At 35.5% G+C, this 16631-nt stretch carries 17 protein-coding genes and 1 pseudogene; 3 read left to right on the top strand and 15 right to left on the bottom strand.

Annotation, left to right across the window (positions count from 1 at the left end; genetic code table 11):
• Positions 1-241: 241 nt before the first annotated feature.
• Together H4J67_RS18850 and H4J67_RS18845 are read right to left on the bottom strand one after the other, a co-directional pair.
• Positions 242-1747, bottom strand: a complete 1506-nt coding sequence (locus tag H4J67_RS18850; RefSeq protein ID WP_182204677.1) for a serine hydrolase — start codon at positions 1745-1747, stop codon at positions 242-244.
• A gap of 609 nt (positions 1748-2356) precedes the next feature.
• Positions 2357-2659, bottom strand: coding sequence for a hypothetical protein (locus H4J67_RS18845; protein ID WP_182169412.1), 303 nt, complete (start codon positions 2657-2659; stop codon positions 2357-2359).
• 331 nt (positions 2660-2990) lie between these two features.
• On the opposite strand from H4J67_RS18845, the gene H4J67_RS18840 reads away from it, so the two are divergent.
• Complete coding sequence (locus tag H4J67_RS18840) at positions 2991-4061, top strand: IS110 family transposase (protein ID WP_259368686.1); 1071 nt, start codon at positions 2991-2993, stop codon at positions 4059-4061.
• A gap of 262 nt (positions 4062-4323) precedes the next feature.
• On the opposite strand, the gene H4J67_RS18835 is transcribed toward H4J67_RS18840, so the two are convergent.
• The 11 genes and pseudogenes from H4J67_RS18835 to H4J67_RS18785 form a co-directional block, all read right to left on the bottom strand.
• Positions 4324-5331 (bottom strand): S41 family peptidase, encoded by a 1008-nt coding sequence (locus tag H4J67_RS18835; RefSeq protein ID WP_182169415.1) that lies wholly within the window; start codon positions 5329-5331, stop codon positions 4324-4326.
• A gap of 132 nt (positions 5332-5463) precedes the next feature.
• Positions 5464-6687, bottom strand: coding sequence for a S41 family peptidase (locus H4J67_RS21110; protein WP_182169417.1), 1224 nt, complete (start codon positions 6685-6687; stop codon positions 5464-5466).
• A 119-nt stretch (positions 6688-6806) separates the two neighbouring features.
• Entirely contained in the window at positions 6807-7127 is a 321-nt protein-coding gene (locus tag H4J67_RS18825; protein WP_182204675.1) for a hypothetical protein, read from the bottom strand.
• Between the two features lie 109 nt (positions 7128-7236).
• The gene (locus H4J67_RS18820) at positions 7237-8025 is read right to left on the bottom strand and encodes a trypsin-like serine protease (RefSeq protein ID WP_182169488.1); all 789 of its coding nucleotides are present in this window, start codon (positions 8023-8025) and stop codon (positions 7237-7239) included.
• Positions 8026-8142: 117 nt separating this feature from the next.
• Positions 8143-9486: a S41 family peptidase gene (locus tag H4J67_RS18815; RefSeq protein WP_182169485.1), complete on the bottom strand. Its 1344-nt coding sequence runs from the start codon at positions 9484-9486 to the stop codon at positions 8143-8145.
• Positions 9487-9622: 136 nt separating this feature from the next.
• Positions 9623-10039: pseudogene (locus H4J67_RS21340) on the bottom strand (MAPEG family protein).
• A 526-nt stretch (positions 10040-10565) separates the two neighbouring features.
• Positions 10566-10856, bottom strand: a complete 291-nt coding sequence (locus tag H4J67_RS18805; protein WP_182169479.1) for a DUF3817 domain-containing protein — start codon at positions 10854-10856, stop codon at positions 10566-10568.
• Positions 10857-11013: 157 nt separating this feature from the next.
• Positions 11014-11319, bottom strand: a complete 306-nt coding sequence (locus H4J67_RS18800; RefSeq protein ID WP_182204674.1) for a hypothetical protein — start codon at positions 11317-11319, stop codon at positions 11014-11016.
• 457 nt (positions 11320-11776) lie between these two features.
• Positions 11777-12301 carry a hypothetical protein gene (locus H4J67_RS18795; RefSeq protein WP_182204672.1) on the bottom strand — a complete coding sequence of 175 codons (525 nt, stop codon included), beginning with the start codon at positions 12299-12301 and terminating at the stop codon, positions 11777-11779.
• 83 nt (positions 12302-12384) lie between these two features.
• Positions 12385-12960: a hypothetical protein gene (locus tag H4J67_RS18790; RefSeq protein WP_182204670.1), complete on the bottom strand. Its 576-nt coding sequence runs from the start codon at positions 12958-12960 to the stop codon at positions 12385-12387.
• Between the two features lie 113 nt (positions 12961-13073).
• Positions 13074-13718, bottom strand: a complete 645-nt coding sequence (locus H4J67_RS18785; protein WP_182204668.1) for a hypothetical protein — start codon at positions 13716-13718, stop codon at positions 13074-13076.
• Positions 13719-14136: 418 nt separating this feature from the next.
• Here H4J67_RS18785 and H4J67_RS20910 point away from each other — a divergent pair, with 418 nt between their 5' ends.
• Positions 14137-14658 (top strand): IS110 family transposase, encoded by a 522-nt coding sequence (locus H4J67_RS20910; RefSeq protein ID WP_259368685.1) that lies wholly within the window; start codon positions 14137-14139, stop codon positions 14656-14658.
• Positions 14659-14805: 147 nt separating this feature from the next.
• Positions 14806-15399: a transposase gene (locus H4J67_RS20905; RefSeq protein ID WP_259368684.1), complete on the top strand. Its 594-nt coding sequence runs from the start codon at positions 14806-14808 to the stop codon at positions 15397-15399.
• A gap of 420 nt (positions 15400-15819) precedes the next feature.
• Here the strand turns inward: H4J67_RS20905 and H4J67_RS18775 are convergent, their stop codons facing one another.
• Together H4J67_RS18775 and H4J67_RS18770 are read right to left on the bottom strand one after the other, a co-directional pair.
• The gene (locus H4J67_RS18775; RefSeq protein ID WP_182169464.1) at positions 15820-16113 is read right to left on the bottom strand and encodes a HigA family addiction module antitoxin; all 294 of its coding nucleotides are present in this window, start codon (positions 16111-16113) and stop codon (positions 15820-15822) included.
• Positions 16113-16391, bottom strand: coding sequence for a type II toxin-antitoxin system RelE/ParE family toxin (locus tag H4J67_RS18770; protein ID WP_146801274.1), 279 nt, complete (start codon positions 16389-16391; stop codon positions 16113-16115). Before H4J67_RS18770 ends, H4J67_RS18775 begins: the two co-directional genes overlap by 1 nt.
• Between the last annotated feature and the right edge of the window lie 240 nt (positions 16392-16631).

Raw genomic sequence — 16631 nt, 5'->3', positions numbered from 1 at the left:
GATAAGCAATAAACATCGGTTTAGATTTTAAAGCAACATCTAAGAATTCCTTTATTGCATTAGGCGTGTTTTTCAATTTGATAGCTGATGAATTCATATACAGTTCCTTTGCGCTATAACGCCTAAATAACAGGCTAAAAATAGTGGACTAAAATGGAGCGAAGCGAACAGCCCGCTGTTTTTAGTCCTTGTTGATTTTCTTGTTAGTTGGCTTTTACTCCAACACGTTAGATTGTATTCATCATAGTTTGTTAAATATCTCTCCAAAAAAATCTAATTCTTTAACTTCACCATCTTTTATTTTATATGTAACAATCTTCCCACCGCCCATCACGGGAAATTCAACCCTCATTGTATCTGGTTTAGTATAAGCTGTAGCAACTGCGTGAATTTCCCCTAGTGTAAATTCAAATCTACCTGAATCAAGGAGTTCAACCTTTAGATCTCCCCACAAAGAATTATGAAATATACCAGCATATTTTGATCTGGTATGGCTAAGTATCATTGTTCTTGCAAGGTCTCTTTTTGCTGAATTATCAATAGACATCTGAAGCTTGGGCTTTATTTCACTCCATGCTTCCTTCATTTGTAGAATATGCATATCAGATATATCATCGGCACTGCCTTTATTAAGCAAAATACTATAGGCAATATCCGCAATGCCATTAGAAAGCTTACTACTTATACTTGATTCATTATTTAAAATCACAAGACCTATATTATGTTTTAACATAAAAGAGGTATGGGTATGGGTTCCAGCAACACCACCAAAATGATGATACATTTCTTCGTCTTTATATGGACCTATATACCAACCCCATGCGTACCCTTTACGGATAAAATCACGATACTTTAGATCATTCACTGCTAACTGTTGATGAGATTTCAGGATAACTTCTGCGGGGAAAATCACATTACCATCGACACGACCATCATTAAGATGAGCGATTAGAAAACGTGCCATATCTGATGCTGTTGAAATGGTTCCTCCCGCTCCATGCATAGTGATATTACTTTTTTCAAAAGCTAACACTTCTCTTGGATCTTTTCCTCTTAGTCCGTAAGGTCGTGCAACTTCAAAGCTTTTTTTAATAGAGTCGCTCATATAAGATGAAGTGCGCACCATAGCAAGTGGCTCATAAATTAATTCTGATATTGTTTTCTGCCAATCTTGCTTGTAATAATCCTCAGCCCATACGCTCACAATATTATATCCAAGGTTGGTGTACTGAAATTCACCTAATTTGTTTTTTTCGTCATAAGTCGAAGCTGCAACTAGTTTATGGCGTTGGGCACTATCATGATTTCCTGTATACGCTAGAGATGCAACAAATGGCCAATTTGATATTCCCGCAGTATGGGACATTAAATTTTTTAATTGAATCTGTTCTGTATCAATATGAGAGAATTTAAGTTTTGGAAACATCTCTGTCATTGACATTGTATCTTTGATATCACCTTTGTGTTCCATTAACAAAGTAGACAGAGCAAATATCGGTTTAGTAATCGACGCGATATAAAAAGCGGTTTTATCTGTTACCTTTTTTTTCTCTTTGATATTTGCATAACCAAAATACCCCTCATAAACGACTTTTCCATTTTTGACTATTGCTATTGCTGTTCCTGAGGGTAAACCAACTTCTTTTTTAGCTGCGTTCACATATTTGTCAATAGCAGAAAAATCATCTCTGGCAATAGCGCTACTTGTCCATAGTGATAACGATAGTAAAAGAGTAAGAGTTTTCATTGTTTAATTCCTTTTAATATTAATTACTAAAGCTTAAAATTTAATGATAACAAATATTGATGAGCCAACTAACGCCTCATTAAGAGGCAAAAAATAGTTGGTTAAAATAAGCAAACGTAGTGAACAAAAAGCCAACTGTATTTTGTCCTGCTTGAAATTCTTGTTATGTTTACCTACTCAACAAACCATCCGATAAAATATAAATAGACAAAAAAATCATGGCCAAATAGCAAAATAAAATAAACAAACCTACAAGTGACGATAATAAGAATTTGTGAGAATTAATATAGATACATTTATTTTTTACTAGTTTATATAAAAGATATGCAAATACACATAACAATGTAAAAACAGTTAAATGATAAGCTTGAATAGGTTTTAAAACACCTAAATATGCCAAACCGACGGAGCTAAAAAATACTACAGTTACAATGGTGTCAATTTTTAAGTGAAAGTGCTTAAACTTTGAAAAAAATTTTGTCATAGAGTTTTAAATTTACACTCAAGCTAAAAGTAAACATAACGCCTACTTAAGCGGAAAAAATAGCTGGCTAAAATGTTGAACGGAGTGAAAACAGCCAACTGTATTTTTTCTGTTTGAAGTTCTTGTTATATGCAAGTGCTGCCAATTAGTGCTTTTTGAATTTTAATTTCTTCAAAATCATTATCTGTTTCTGCCATTGCCAAATCAATTTTTGCAGTCGTACATTTGTCAGATAATTCTTTGCTGAGTAAATAAATCTGATCTTTTTGATACTGAGCCATACCTTCTAAACCATTATATTGTTCTCTATTCTCTGGTTTTCTATCTTTTTGGTATGGTGCTGGTTTAGTTGCACCACAAGCTGATAGCAAAAAAATCAGCGAAACTGGAATTAATTTATTAAACAATGCTTGATACTGCTTATGCATATAACGCCACGTTAAGCGGCAAAAGATTTTTGCCTATAATGTGAACGGAGTGAAACAGCCAACTGTTTTTTGTCCGTTTGAACGCCTTATAGTTGGACCAATCCATTTATCAATCGATTAGTTTACTATATTTGATAAGTGGAATATGCATCTGTTGGTTACGAATATTGAACGGCAAACATCCAATATTTCTAACAAGACGTTCGAACCAACAGAGCTACTCGCTTCAAAACGCATACTCAAGGATCGCCTACGACGACTATCTATAAGACCTGCGAGAAACGAGACTTAAGCACATTCCACCTATAATTTTACTCGCTGGAGCATCAAAATGAAAGCATATAACGTCGATGATTTCGCTGCACTTATTGGTATCGATTGGGCTGACAAAAAACATGATATATGTGAGCACCCAAAAAACACCAAACAATATCACTACACCATTATAAAACATAAACCAGAAGCGCTTCACAAATGGGCAATGGAGCTTAAGCTGCGTTACCCAGATCAGAAAATTGCTGTTGTGTGTGAACTTAAAAAAAGTCCCTTAATTTATGCGCTCGCAAAATATGACCACCTCGTCTTATTTACGGTGAATCCATCCGCGGTCGCAAATTACCGCAAAGCATTCACGCCTAGCGGCGCAAAAAATGACCCAACAGATGCATTCATACAAGTTGAAATGATTAAACTTCACATAGATAAACTCTCAGTGATAGTACCTGAGTCAACATCAATGAGAGCATTAGCGCAACTGGTTGAGTATCGTCGTAATGTAGTACAAGATGGCGTCGATTTATCAAATAAAATAACCGCAACGTTGAAGAACTACTCCCCTCAAGCGCGTGAATGGTTTAAAGAAAAAGATACCTTAATCTTTTGTGATTTCATCAGTAAATGGCCATCGCTCACCGCGGTTAAAAAAGCCAGAAAGCAAACCTTATTAGACTTCTTTAATCGTCACAACTCACATTATGAAACCGTCAATAATGCTCGATTACTTAGCATTAAAGAAGCCATTCCGTTAACCGAAGATGAAGGCGTAATAGCCCCTAATCAACTGTTAGTGGAAGTGCTTATCGCACAATTCAAGGTGTTACTTATCGGTATTGAACAGTTGGATAAAGCAATAAAACAGCTGTACAAAAAACAACAAGACAAGGCTATTTTTGATAGTTTACCTGGCGCAGGCCCACAACTAGCACCGCGCTTATTAGTCGCTTTTGGGCACAATAGAGAACGTTATACGGATGCTTCACAGATGCAGAAGTATGCGGGTATTGCACCCGTTATTGAAAGCAGTGGTAAAAAGATATGGACACATTGGCGGTACAGTTGTCCTACTTTTTTAAGGCAAACGTTTGTTGAATGGGCTGGTTTTTCGATACGATATTCATTCTGAGCAAAAGCTTGTTATGAGCAACAAAAAAGTAAAGGTAAACCACATAACAGCATAATAAGATCGCTTGCTTTCAAGTGAATAAGAATAATATTTAGGTGCTGGAAAACGAAGACGCCCTACAACGAATCAAAATATTTAGAAGCATTAAAACGAAGAGGATCACCGTTGATAAAATTTGCAATAACTAGCTAAATTTTACTAGTTGTCCACCTCAGGGCATGTTGTTATGGTGCTAGTTGCAGCCTACTCGTCACATTGTTTTTTATTTCTGTTTACGGTACTTTTCTGCTGAACTCTTGGCTAAGAGGTAAGCTTTATCAAAAGCATTCGTTGATGATGTTTTTATATTTGGTAAAACACCTGTACCTTCCCAATTAGTTTGAGTAATAGGGTTAATAGCGCGACCAGTAGGAACATTAATACTAAATAGTTCATTTATTTCTATTGGACCTCCTGGGTTTGCACCACCACCTGTACTTTCGCCTACAATTGTTGCTCTTTTTCGAGTTTTAAAATTATAAGCAAACTCTTCCGCTCCAGAAAAAGTATATTTACTTGTAAGTACGAATAATGGAACATCAGGCATACGTTCAGAAGGTAATTCATCAAGAGTCCAAAACTCTTGAGTCCTGTTACCTTTTCTCCAATATAAACTATTCAAATGAGTTTTTTCACCAAAGAAGTAACTACAAATATATTGCACCAATTCAGGAGAGCCACCATCATTTTTTCTAAGGTCAAAAATAACTGCGTCTGTATTCTTAATAACCTTTAATACGCCATCAACAGTTTCTTTTGCTGAATCAAAGCCACTAAAGTAACGAAAATCGATATACCCGACATTACCCTCTAGAATCTCAATTTTTTTAAAACCGTAGTTCTCTTTTTGTTCTTGTTTTAAATACTCTAAATACGGGCTACTTGATTGCTTTTGCTCTGGTTGTGGCTTTTGAGGTTTTTTAACTCTAACTTCCATATGTTTATCATGGTTTATTTTTTGTAGATCGATAGTTAATTGTTCTGCAAATTTATGCGCATCAATAATTTCATTATATTTCCCAGACTTAAATTGTTCTTGTATGAAGTTAGCATTTTTCTGTGCAACCTTAGGGAAAACGTAATTTTCAATAACGATCTTAGAAATCCCCTCTACAACTTCTTTACGTTGTTCCTTATTTAATTCAATGCTTTTTGATTGAACAATCGAGGAAAACACTAGGGTTGTTAGTAGAACTGACAACAACTTAAAGCGAGGTATTAAGTAGAACATGAAACTTCCTTATTAGATGGAGATATAAAGCACCATAACGCCCAATTAACGGGCTAAAAATTGTGGGCTAAAATGGAGCGAAGCGAACAGCCCGCTGTTTTTAGTCCTGTTAAATTGCTTGTTATAAGCCGGTTATTGCAACCCTATATCACTTAATATCCATTTTAATTGACGGTCATTTTTTGAAATATAGTCATCAATTGAAACTTCAATATGAACATTTGGGTATAACGCATCTTTATTATCACGAGTAAAGTGATACAGGCGCTTTGAGTATGTTACCTCTAGGTTGGAGTTAGGTAAAATAAATTGCCCCATATCTTGGTAACCTGAAGGTTTGGCACCTGTAGGTTCACCAACTAATTTTGCATTCAATAATTGTGAAAACTGAGCAGCATTACTCATTGCTGCTGAGAAAGTTGTATTATCAATAAGAACATAAACGCCTGACTTCCAATCTATACTGTCAGCCAGTACCAGTAATTGAGCCAATTTTAAACCTACAAAAAAGTCCCCACCATAATTGTCTCTAAGGTCAATTATTAACTTTTTAGATTTGTTTTTATTGATGAAGGATAATAAATCTTCACCCAGTGATTCCATTTTTGAGATTGATGTATAACGGCGAAATTTAAAATAGACCACTTTATTATCGTTTAACGACCCAAACCAAAGATTCTCGTTTAGTTTTTCCTCAATCGAAAATATGGAGTTGTTTAGATAGGTGAGTTCGGCTGTATACTCATTTGAGTGGGATGGTTCTAATTGTTGTTCAATTAGTTTTTTGCCTATTGTGAATGTAAATCGAGCTTGAAATGTACCTTTGACAATTCCCAGCCCATTAAGTAACTCGGCTTTTGGGATATATTGTGCTGCTCTTATTTGTGTTGAGTATTTGTTTTCAGAAAAAGGTGCTAGTTGAGAAAATAAACGATAGATTTCTTCTGCATTCATGTCGTTAATTTTCTCAAGTTTCGCACCAAGGAGGTGCTTGAAATCCTTGGTAGTTTTAATTACATAAAGCTCTCCATTGAGCACCTTTAATTGAATAGGAAAACTTTTTAAATTAGCTCCCCATAAAGGAAATGATGTATGCCCATCACCAATTTTGTGAGTTAACCTCATCAGTTCAATTAATAACTGATTTTTCGTTAAGGAGGATAGAGAGCCTTTAAGTTGCGTTACCTCTTTATTAAAGCTTTGCCTAGAAATCGTATGGTAAAGATCTATATGTTTTTCAGACAAATTTCGTGAATAAAACTCTAGATCATCTTGCCAACTTTTAACCTCTAAATCAGTAATGCCAAAACAATGGAGAGAAATCATTGATAATAAAATTGAAAGGGAAAGTCTCACTCGGTATTCCTTTAGGCTTATAACGCCACATTAAGCGGCAAAAAATTGTTGGCTAAAATGTTGAACGAAGTGAAAACAGCCAACTGTTTTTTGTCCGTTTGAATGCCTTGTTAGCTGTACTATGCACTGAAAAATCCATTTGTTACAACTGAAAGAAATGTTAAAAAACCGAATAACAGTTGTAACTGAAATAATTTACGAGCATTTAATAACTCTAATTTTAATCTTTCATCAGATATGTCTTTTATAGCGTTACCCGACCATAACTTACTCATAAAATTAAAATCTTTGTGTATGTGCGATGAGCTTTCGTATGTAACGCCAAAAAGATCTAACTTATTTAAATGACAAAACTCTTGAGCCTTTGTGATTGCTTGGTTGTAACGCACTTTAAAATAAATTGATATTGCAATTAAGGATATAAATATAATAACGATCACAAAACTTTCCTTGTACAGCTAACGCCCCATTAAGAGGCAAATGATAGTTGGCTAAAATAAGCGACGAAGGAGCAAAAGCCAACTGTCATTGTCCTTATTTAACAGCTTGTTAGTTACCCAGTACACCCAATATCCAGTCATTGTAATTTGACACCCTAACTTGATAAGCAGTAGTACCATACAAACCACCTTTAAAAGAAGATATATCGCCATGCCCCAATTGCCAACTTGATAAACCTATCAAAAAAGGCACACCGTCTTGAAATACAACAGATGCCCCTCCGCTATCTCCTGAACCGTGCATCCCCTCGAGTGATAATGCATTTGCAGGTTCGTTAAATTTAAATACCAGCCAGTTACCTTCTGCGCTTTCAACAACATTTTGAAACTGATTCATAACACGAAGTGATTTAGTATCAGGATCTTCACCAGTTAATCCGTTCCCAGTAGCTCCCTTACCATAAACTGTAATTATTTTGTCTTTTTCACTTTTACCCGTATACATACTGATTGGTTCTATACCATTAACGGGTGAAGTTAATTTGATTAACGCAATATCACTTCTAGATTTAAAAAAACTCATTAAAGGCTCTAAATCACCTTTAAGTAAATTTTTATTAGGTTGAGTGTAATTGGGGTGTATATGAACGCTTTCTATTTCATAAACTTTTGAACCAACAATTAAATCCTTGCCAACATAATCATAAAAAATAGTATGTGCTACAGTCAAAATCCATTGTGAATTTATTAGTACACCATGGCCTTCATGTGGCATATCAATTAGGTATTCAGGTGCTTTTTCTATGACATAATTTTCAGGGGGAATATCATGCCTCTTCACAACAGCATTACTGATAGTAGAAAAGAAAATAAGGGATAAGAGAAATAAAATTTTCATATTACGTCCATGTTCATTGATGGGTAACTAACGCCACGTTAAGCGGCAAAAAGTTGTTGGCTAAAATTGTGAACAAAGTGAAACAGCCAACTGTTTTTTGTCCGTTTGAACGCCTTGTTAGATTTGTTCTTTCAACTTTTTAATAGAGCTAGAAAGTACAATATCTTTTTCTGATCTCAGATGTTCAGGCATACGATCAATAATAATTTTTGGGCTAATACCATAGCCTACAAACTCTCTCCCATCTGGGTATGTATCTCTTTTAGTACAAATTCTGAAAGACCCACCACCAGGTAAATCAAAGAAAATTGGCTGGCCCGTACTTCCATATGTTTTTTCACCAACGGTAGTAAAGTGCTTTAGCTTATCTGCATAGATTAAAAAATCCTCTGCTGCTGAGGCGGTATGCCTCCCAATCAACACGTAAGTAGGTACAATATGACTATTTTCTTTTGCTTTGAGCGATTCCATAGCTCCTGACTCCCATGCATTATCTTGGGCATAACTTTTATATTTTTCACTATAGTTTCCCCATGCTTTAAACGCAGCAATATTTTTTCTGGTTTTCCAAATAGAGCCATCTAAATCTTTATTTGTAAAGTGGGATAATATTTCAGCTGCAATACTTGAATTACCGCCACCATTGAACCTTAGATCAATAATTAATCCCCTAGCTTGTTTAACTTCATCATAAACTTCATTGAAGTCTTGCAGGATTTTTTCATCATGAAAACCATTAAGAGCGATATAGGCTATCTTACGATCCAACCACTTAAATTCAAATAACTCCCCATTCGATTTGGGAAGCTTTAACGACACTTTATCTATTTTTTGATGTCGTGCATTTCTAGTAAGAGTTAAGTCTTTGAACTCCCCTAAAGGAGTCTTTATAGTAAAATTAACCTTACTATCAGGTGATCCGTTTAATGTATTTCTTACACCATCGTTCCACAAAATATGCTCGGTTGAACTAGCAATATAAGGCATAACATTGGTTTTTAAATAAGTTTCTAAATTAACACCTTCAACTGAAACAACGGTAGAGCCTAAAGGAATTTCAGCTTGAAGCTCACTTTTTACTTTAGTAACTACAGCTTGCTGATGAGCCTCTCTTAAACTTAAGGCTGGCCAGTCTACATACTTAGAAGAAAGTCCTTTTGGTAAGTAAATATTAGTATGTCCATCGTGCAGTAAAGCATTAAATTTCATTAGTTCGCGATAATACTCATAAGTTGTTTCAGTAGCTAAAACTTTGGGGATATATTCTCTATATGCGCTATCAAAATCTAAGTCGGGTACTTGGTCAAAATACGCAAAATTGTAACTCGCTTCTTTCCAAAATAATGACAAACCATATAATTTATCTTCGTTTGATAAATTATATGGCGGATTTCCAACCTCTTTGGCAGAAACAGAAATAGATACAATTAACAAAGATGCTAATAATACTTTTTTAATCATTTAAACTATCCTTAGTAGCTTGAAACTCTGATGTAACCATGAAAAATCTAACGCCCACTTAAGCGGACAAAAATAGTTGGCTAAAATAGTGAGGAACGAACGGCAGACATCATTTTTAGTCCTTTTGATTGTCTTGTTAGACAATCGCCCAACCACATAAACCAAGAAGTATTATATTTGCTACCAAGGCCATTAAATAGAAATAGCTTCTTGAACTTGGATTTTTTTCTGTTGATATCGAATAATACAGAATCATATGAATAATTCTGGATATTGCCATGATTCAAATTATGATTCCAGTCCAAAAAATATTAGCCCCAACAAGTATTGCTAAAAATGAAGCACCAAGCATCACTGTGGTATTTTCTAGAGAATTGGCAAATGTTCTATTTGAACGAAACACGAATGAAGAATGACTTAGTGATGAATCAATTTTTCCAGGAATAGCACCTGGCTGTGAAGCTTTAGATTTTGCTGCAACTAGACTTTGTACTACAACAGTCAATATGATTGTTAATATACCGAAAAAAGCAACTGAATAAGAATCTAACATGAACCAAACACCCCTTTATTTAATATTGCCTAACACCCAATTAATGGGCTAAAAATTGTGGGCTAAAATGGAAGCGAACAGCCCACAATTTTTAGTCCTGTTAAATTGCTTGTTATCTGCACTCCTTACTTGAATCATTGTTTAAGCTTCGTGTAAGCATGCCACCCAAAATATTTAAAATGCCTTCAAGAGTATCTGAATTTTGATTGTTTTTAACCTTGTTTCCGTGAGTGTTACTCTTGTTTTTATTCTCATGTCTTTCGAATGCATTATCACCCGCACCGACAACAAAATCACATGCACATTCGTTGGCTTAGTTGTTGAGCAACCACCTAAAGAAACTAAACATGTGATTATGATGATTTTTACTGAAACTTTCGAGAATATACAAACTCCATGTGCACATAACGCCCACTTAAGCGGACAAAACAGTCGGCTAAAATGTGTAGCGAAGCGGAACTTTTGTTTCGCTTGAAGTTCTTGTTATGTGCATTCTTGGCATGATGTATGACACGCACTAACTAAATTATGCTACGGACAATGCTTGTTTTGTGGATTCTTTTCGCAAGAACAGTTCGACAATAATAAAAGCAAACGGAACAATAGAAGCTAAAAACAATGCTATCCAGAATAGAATAGACCAACCTTTTTTCTTGGCTACAACAAATGATAGCGCAATGTAAAGCATGAATAAAACACCATGAAACATGCCAAGATAAGAAACAAATTCTCTGCTTATTAGACCAAGCGTAACACATAAAATAGCTAAGAATGACAAACCCTCAACAACACTGATAATTCTAAAATATTTGAGCATGATACAACCTGTTTAGTTCTAACTTTATCATTGACCTAAACATAAAAATAAATGTTCAGGCTTAAGGCTTATAAACGTTTAGCACATAACACCCAATTAATGAGCTAAAATGGAAGCGAAACTAGCCAACTGTTATTTGTCCCGTTTGAAGGTCTTATTAGAATAATGTGAGCACACCAGAAGCTATAACAAGAATAAGCCCAACAGACCTTACAATATTTACGTGCCCAACTTTTAATATGACTGTATTTGTACTGCTATGTAATTTTGAGAAGATTTCATTTATAGGTGTAAAAAACATCCAAGGCGTACACGCCATGCTAAAGAAAACAAATACCATCCCCAACATAGAAAATAAATGTTCAAAGTCTATATCTTGAACCAACACCTGATTTAGAACGGCAATAGTCGTAATAATACATATAGTAAAACAAGATATGGGCGCTATTTTTTCTTTCTTCATACTATCAATTAACTCCCTGTTTTGATAATTATTATAACGTCCACTTAAGCTGACAAAAACAGTTGGTTAAAATGTGAAGCAAAGCGGAACCTAACTAACTGTTTTTGTTCTGTTTGAAGTGCTTGTTATATGCAATCCATTAACTTACTCAGTTGTTCTTTGTTCTTTGTTCTTTGTTCTTTAATTAAGAAGATAACAAAAAAAAGACTGAAAAAGAAATGTCACTACCTGAATACTCTCCATTGCAAGCTGAATTGTGACAAGTAAATTCAGCTCCGCTTGCGATAGTCAAAACCCCAAAAACTATAGCTAGAATTAAATATGAATATTTTTTCATTGAACACTCTTTAGCATATAACGCTCGCCATAAACGGCTAAATAATAGTTGGCTAAAACAGCGAGGAAAGAGCACAGCCAACTGTTATGTGTCCGTTACTTTATGGCATTGTTAACTGTACTATGGCCACCTTGCTATGGTAAGTAATAATATTAAACTAAAAACGTAACCATAAAACAGTTGCATAATAGTGAAGGAAAAAACATCTTCTGTGACTGTAACTATACCGTGCCTACTTAACGTCCACCCACTTCGAAAAGAATGCAACAAAGGTGACCCTGTCATTAATAAAATAAGTGCGGAATAAAATTTATCTAAGCCTTTCAATATGCTCGGTTCAGTTGACAGCACAACAGGAAGACTACCTATAAAACTAAACAAAAAAACACCTACAACCCTTTTATAAGAACAACTGACCTTCATTATTCCTTTTCTTACTTCTGCCTCTTCTTTGATTTCATTATTGAATTGTTCAAGTTCATGATCTCTTTTTGATAACTCACACATTATTTCAGCAAAGTTTTCTGGATATTTATCTTTATCAATATTTACTTTTACATCAAGTAAGTCTTCGAGAGTATATTGTGAATAATCGATTTTAATGCTGATGTCTCCTTGTACAGCTAACGCCTCGTTAAGAGGCAAATAATATGTTGGCTAAAATAAGCGACGCAGGAGTAAAAACCAACTGTTATTTGTCCTGCTTTAACGACTTGTTAGCAATACGGTTATACACCAACTGGCGTTGTAAACAAACCTACAAGAACCAAGAACCAAAATACAACACTAAGTGCTAGCCAAAAATAATTTAAGCCAGTTATTCTACTATTTGATTTACCCTGTTCATCTTCGCCAGAGTAGTTTACCAAAGATTGTGCTTTATATAAGACCCAGCAAGATACAGGAAGTATTAATAAACTAAGGTAAAAGGTAACTGGGTTGCCGTGCCCCCTGTCTGATAAGTTAGTACAAATTTGACAACCAATAGCAAATACAACATATATGGTTGCCATGTAATTAATACTTTTAGGAGCTTCTCCAGTCTTTTTTGTGTGCCTCATTTCAAACAAAGCAAACAAAGAATGAGTGAAAAAAATAGAAAAAATCCCTCTCATAATTGGCCACATATCTTCATTTGTGCTTTTTTTGTATAAGCTCCAATGCTTAAAGAACCAATAAACGGTATAAAAACCAAATGTACCGAGGAATAAAATTAAGAATTTCTTTGGGGATACTATATAGAATTCCATTTCGTTCGATTCAGCCTGAGATTCACTATCTGAATTTTCAATACTTGCTTCCATTGCTACTCCATGTTGATGTATTGCTAACGCCACATTAAGCGGCAAAAAATTGTTGGTTAAAATATTGAACGAAGTGAAAAAGCCAACTGTTTTTTGTCCTTTTGAGCAACTTGTTAGCTTTGAGGGCTCATAAGCATTGCCATACCTAGCCAAGAGAACCATAATATTTGGCCTAAGCCAAATATTTCTGTCAGTATTTCAGCAGGATAAATAGTGAGAATACCAACAGTACCAATAAAAAGACCGAAACAGTTTAGCAATTTAGGTAGTTCAATAATTTTTAAGCCTGCAACACTCAATAAAAGAACCCATAACCCTCCTACAACTTCGTTACCGCCCCCTAAACCTTCAACTATTGTATTAATAACTACCCAAAGAGTCATTGCTTGCTCTGCGTTTTTGGCAGACAAATCGATTACAGCACCTAATCCTACATTTGCAATCATTCCACTTGCTATGACAAGGCCAACCCAAATAATACCGAAGACCGAAGCAGTTTGTGATAAAACAGGGGCTTTGGTTTTCATCCGTTGATGGACCGCTAAAACTAATACTGCCAAAAAAAGACCAAAGGCGACATACATAGTTAAGTTAACTATCGATAAAATTACCTGATTATTAGTTAGAAAAATAAATTTATGTGTATCATCCGCACTTACAGGGTAATCCCAAAACGCTCCAAAAAAAACAAAAGCTGATATGTAAATAGCGGCCTCAAAAAGTGCTGCGACGCCACCTATTTTTTGTAAGTTATTCACGACTCTATCCTTGATTAGAAAAAATTTAATTTAAGTTAACATAAAAGAATAGTTGTTAACGACTTCAGTATGTAACAAAAGCTAACGCCACGTTAAGCGGCAAAAAATTGTTGGCTAAAATATGAAGCGAAGCGGAACCTAACCAACTGTTAAAAGTCCTGCTTGAATGGCTTATAGTTCGACCAAGCCACTTAATCTCATAAAGTAACTTACTATTAGATTAGGTGGAACATGCTCCTGTTGGTTACGAATATTGAACGGCAAACATTCAATGTTTCTAACAAGACGTTCGAACCAACAGAGCAACTCGCTTTCTAAACGCATACTCAGGGATTGCCGACCACGACTATCTATAAGACCTGCGAGAAACGAGATTTAAGCACATTCCGCCTGTAACTTTACCCGCAGGAGCTGAAAAATGAAAGCCTATAACGTTAATGATTTCGCTGCTTTAGTCGGTATCGATTGGGCAGATAAAAAACATGATATCTGTGAACACCCCAACGACACTGAAAAATACCACTACAGCATTATAAAAAGTAAACCCGAGGCGCTTCATGAATGGGCAATGAGCCTTAAACAGCGTTACCCAAATCAAATAATAGCGGTTGTTTGTGAGCTAAAAAAAGGTCCGCTGATTTATGCGTTATCAAAATATGACCATCTTGTTTTGTTTACTATTAACCCCTCCACCGTGGCTAAATATCGTAAAGCCTTTACCCCAAGTGGTGCTAAAGATGATCCTTCTGATGCACTACTACAAGTTGAGATTTTGACCCTACATATGGGGAAACTCAACGTCATTGAACCCGAATCAGCGGCTATGCGAGCACTCTCTCAATTGGTTGAATATCGTCGAAATCTGGTGCAAGATAGTGTCGACTTATCAAATAAGATAACCGCCGCATCAAAGAGTTACTGCCCACAAGCTATTGAATAATTTAAAGAAAAATATAAATTTACCTTCTGTGATTTCATCCTTAAATGGCCGTCACTCGTTCACGCTCAAAGAGCAAAAAAACAAACATTATTAAACTTTTTTAATAGCCATAACTCACATTACGCCCAGGTTAATGATGCCCGTATCATGAGTATTAAAAATGCCATGCCATTAACAGAAGACACCGGAGTAATAGAACCAAATCAACTGTTAGTTGAAGTACTCATTGCGCAATTCAAAGTGTTACTCAAGGGTATTGAATCGCTAGATAAAGTGATAAAAAAGGCCTATAAAGCTCAAAATGATAAAGTTATTTTTGATAGTTTCCCCTGTGCAGGCCGACAACTTGCGCCACGATTATTAGTGGCATTGGGCAGTAATAGAGATCGTTATGATGATGCATCTGAGCTACAAAAATATGCAGGTATTGCGCCTGTCATGGAACGCAGCGGCAAGAAAATGTGGACACATTGGCGGTACAGTTGCCCTACTTTTTTAAGGCAAACCTTTGTGAAATGGGCCGGTTTATCGATACGTTATTCATTTTGGGCAAAGGCTTATTACGAGCAACAAATAAGCAAAGGTAAACCCCATAATAGTATTATAAGATCACTGGCTTTCAAGTGGATCAGGATCGTATTTAGGTGCTGGAAGACACATACACCATACGACGAATCAAAATATTTAGAAGCACTTAAAAGAAGAGGTTCACCGCTATTAAAATTTGCAATAAATAGCTAAATTTTACTAGTTGTCCACCTCAGGGCGTGTTGTTATGAGTGAGTGTGCGCCAAACCAAGCCTTTTAATTATTTGAACAATACAACCAATTAAAAAGTAACCTAAAAACTGACCTGAAAGAAAAAGAATCATTTTAGGAACAAAATCAGTTTCTTCACTGAAAAAACTTAGAATGAACATTGCTGGAGCAGCCAATATACTATATCCAGGTAATGACACAGGAACCATGAAGTAATTAAATAAAAAAGAACACAGTCCAATTACAATACCAATAGCCCCGAATATAGAGGAAAACTTATAATTTAACACCAAAAATATCGACTCATCATAACGCCCTGTTAAGCGGAAAATAATGGTTGGCTATAATGCGCGAAGCGCAAGCCAACTGTTATTTTTCCGTTTGAACAGCTTGTTATATTTTTTATGCCACTGCAAAATTTACTGAGTGGACATTGGTTAAGTTTATTTGTTGCTTAGCATGCCAAAGATCATAGTTATCTTGCATTGATAGCCAACTCTCAGGAGTTCTTCCTATTGCTTTAGACAAGCGCAGTGCCATTTCGGGAGAGATGGCACTTTGACCTTTAAGAACTCGATTTAAAGTAGATGATGCTACATCTAATTGTTTAGCCAGATAGCGACAGCTAAAACCAGCAGGCTCCAAATAAACATCGTAAATGAACTCCCCTGGGTGCGGTGGATTATGCATAGTCATTAGTGATAGTCCTCATAGTTGAGAATGAAAGCATTGCCATCGATAAACTCGAAAGTAATGCGCCAGTTACCGTTTACAGTAATAGACCAAATCCCATCTCTATTGCCTTTTAAAGGATGTAATTTAAAACCGGGCAAATTGATATCATCAATTTCTTGAGCGGTGTCTATTGCGGCTAGTTGCATACGTAATTTACGTTGATGCTTTGCCTGAATACCTGAGACACTTCCAGTTTGGAAGTATTTCTTGAGTCCTTTGTGCTTAAAAGATTTAATCATGCAATAAGTGTAGCGTGATGCGCATCAGTTGTCGATAAAAATATAACGCCCTAATAATGGGCAAAAAATTGTTGGCTAAAATGTGTAGCGAAGCGAAACTAGCCAACTGTTAAAAGTCCTGCTTGAATGGCTTATAGTTGGACCATTCCACTTATATAACAAAGTAACTTACTATTATATTAGGTGGAACATGCTTCTGTTGGTTACGAATATTGAATGGCAAACATCCAATGTTTCTAA

This window comes from Colwellia sp. BRX10-4 (genome assembly GCF_014077465.1).
Taxonomy (GTDB): domain Bacteria; phylum Pseudomonadota; class Gammaproteobacteria; order Enterobacterales; family Alteromonadaceae; genus Colwellia_A.
This window is presented reverse-complemented; position numbering and strand designations above follow the sequence as displayed.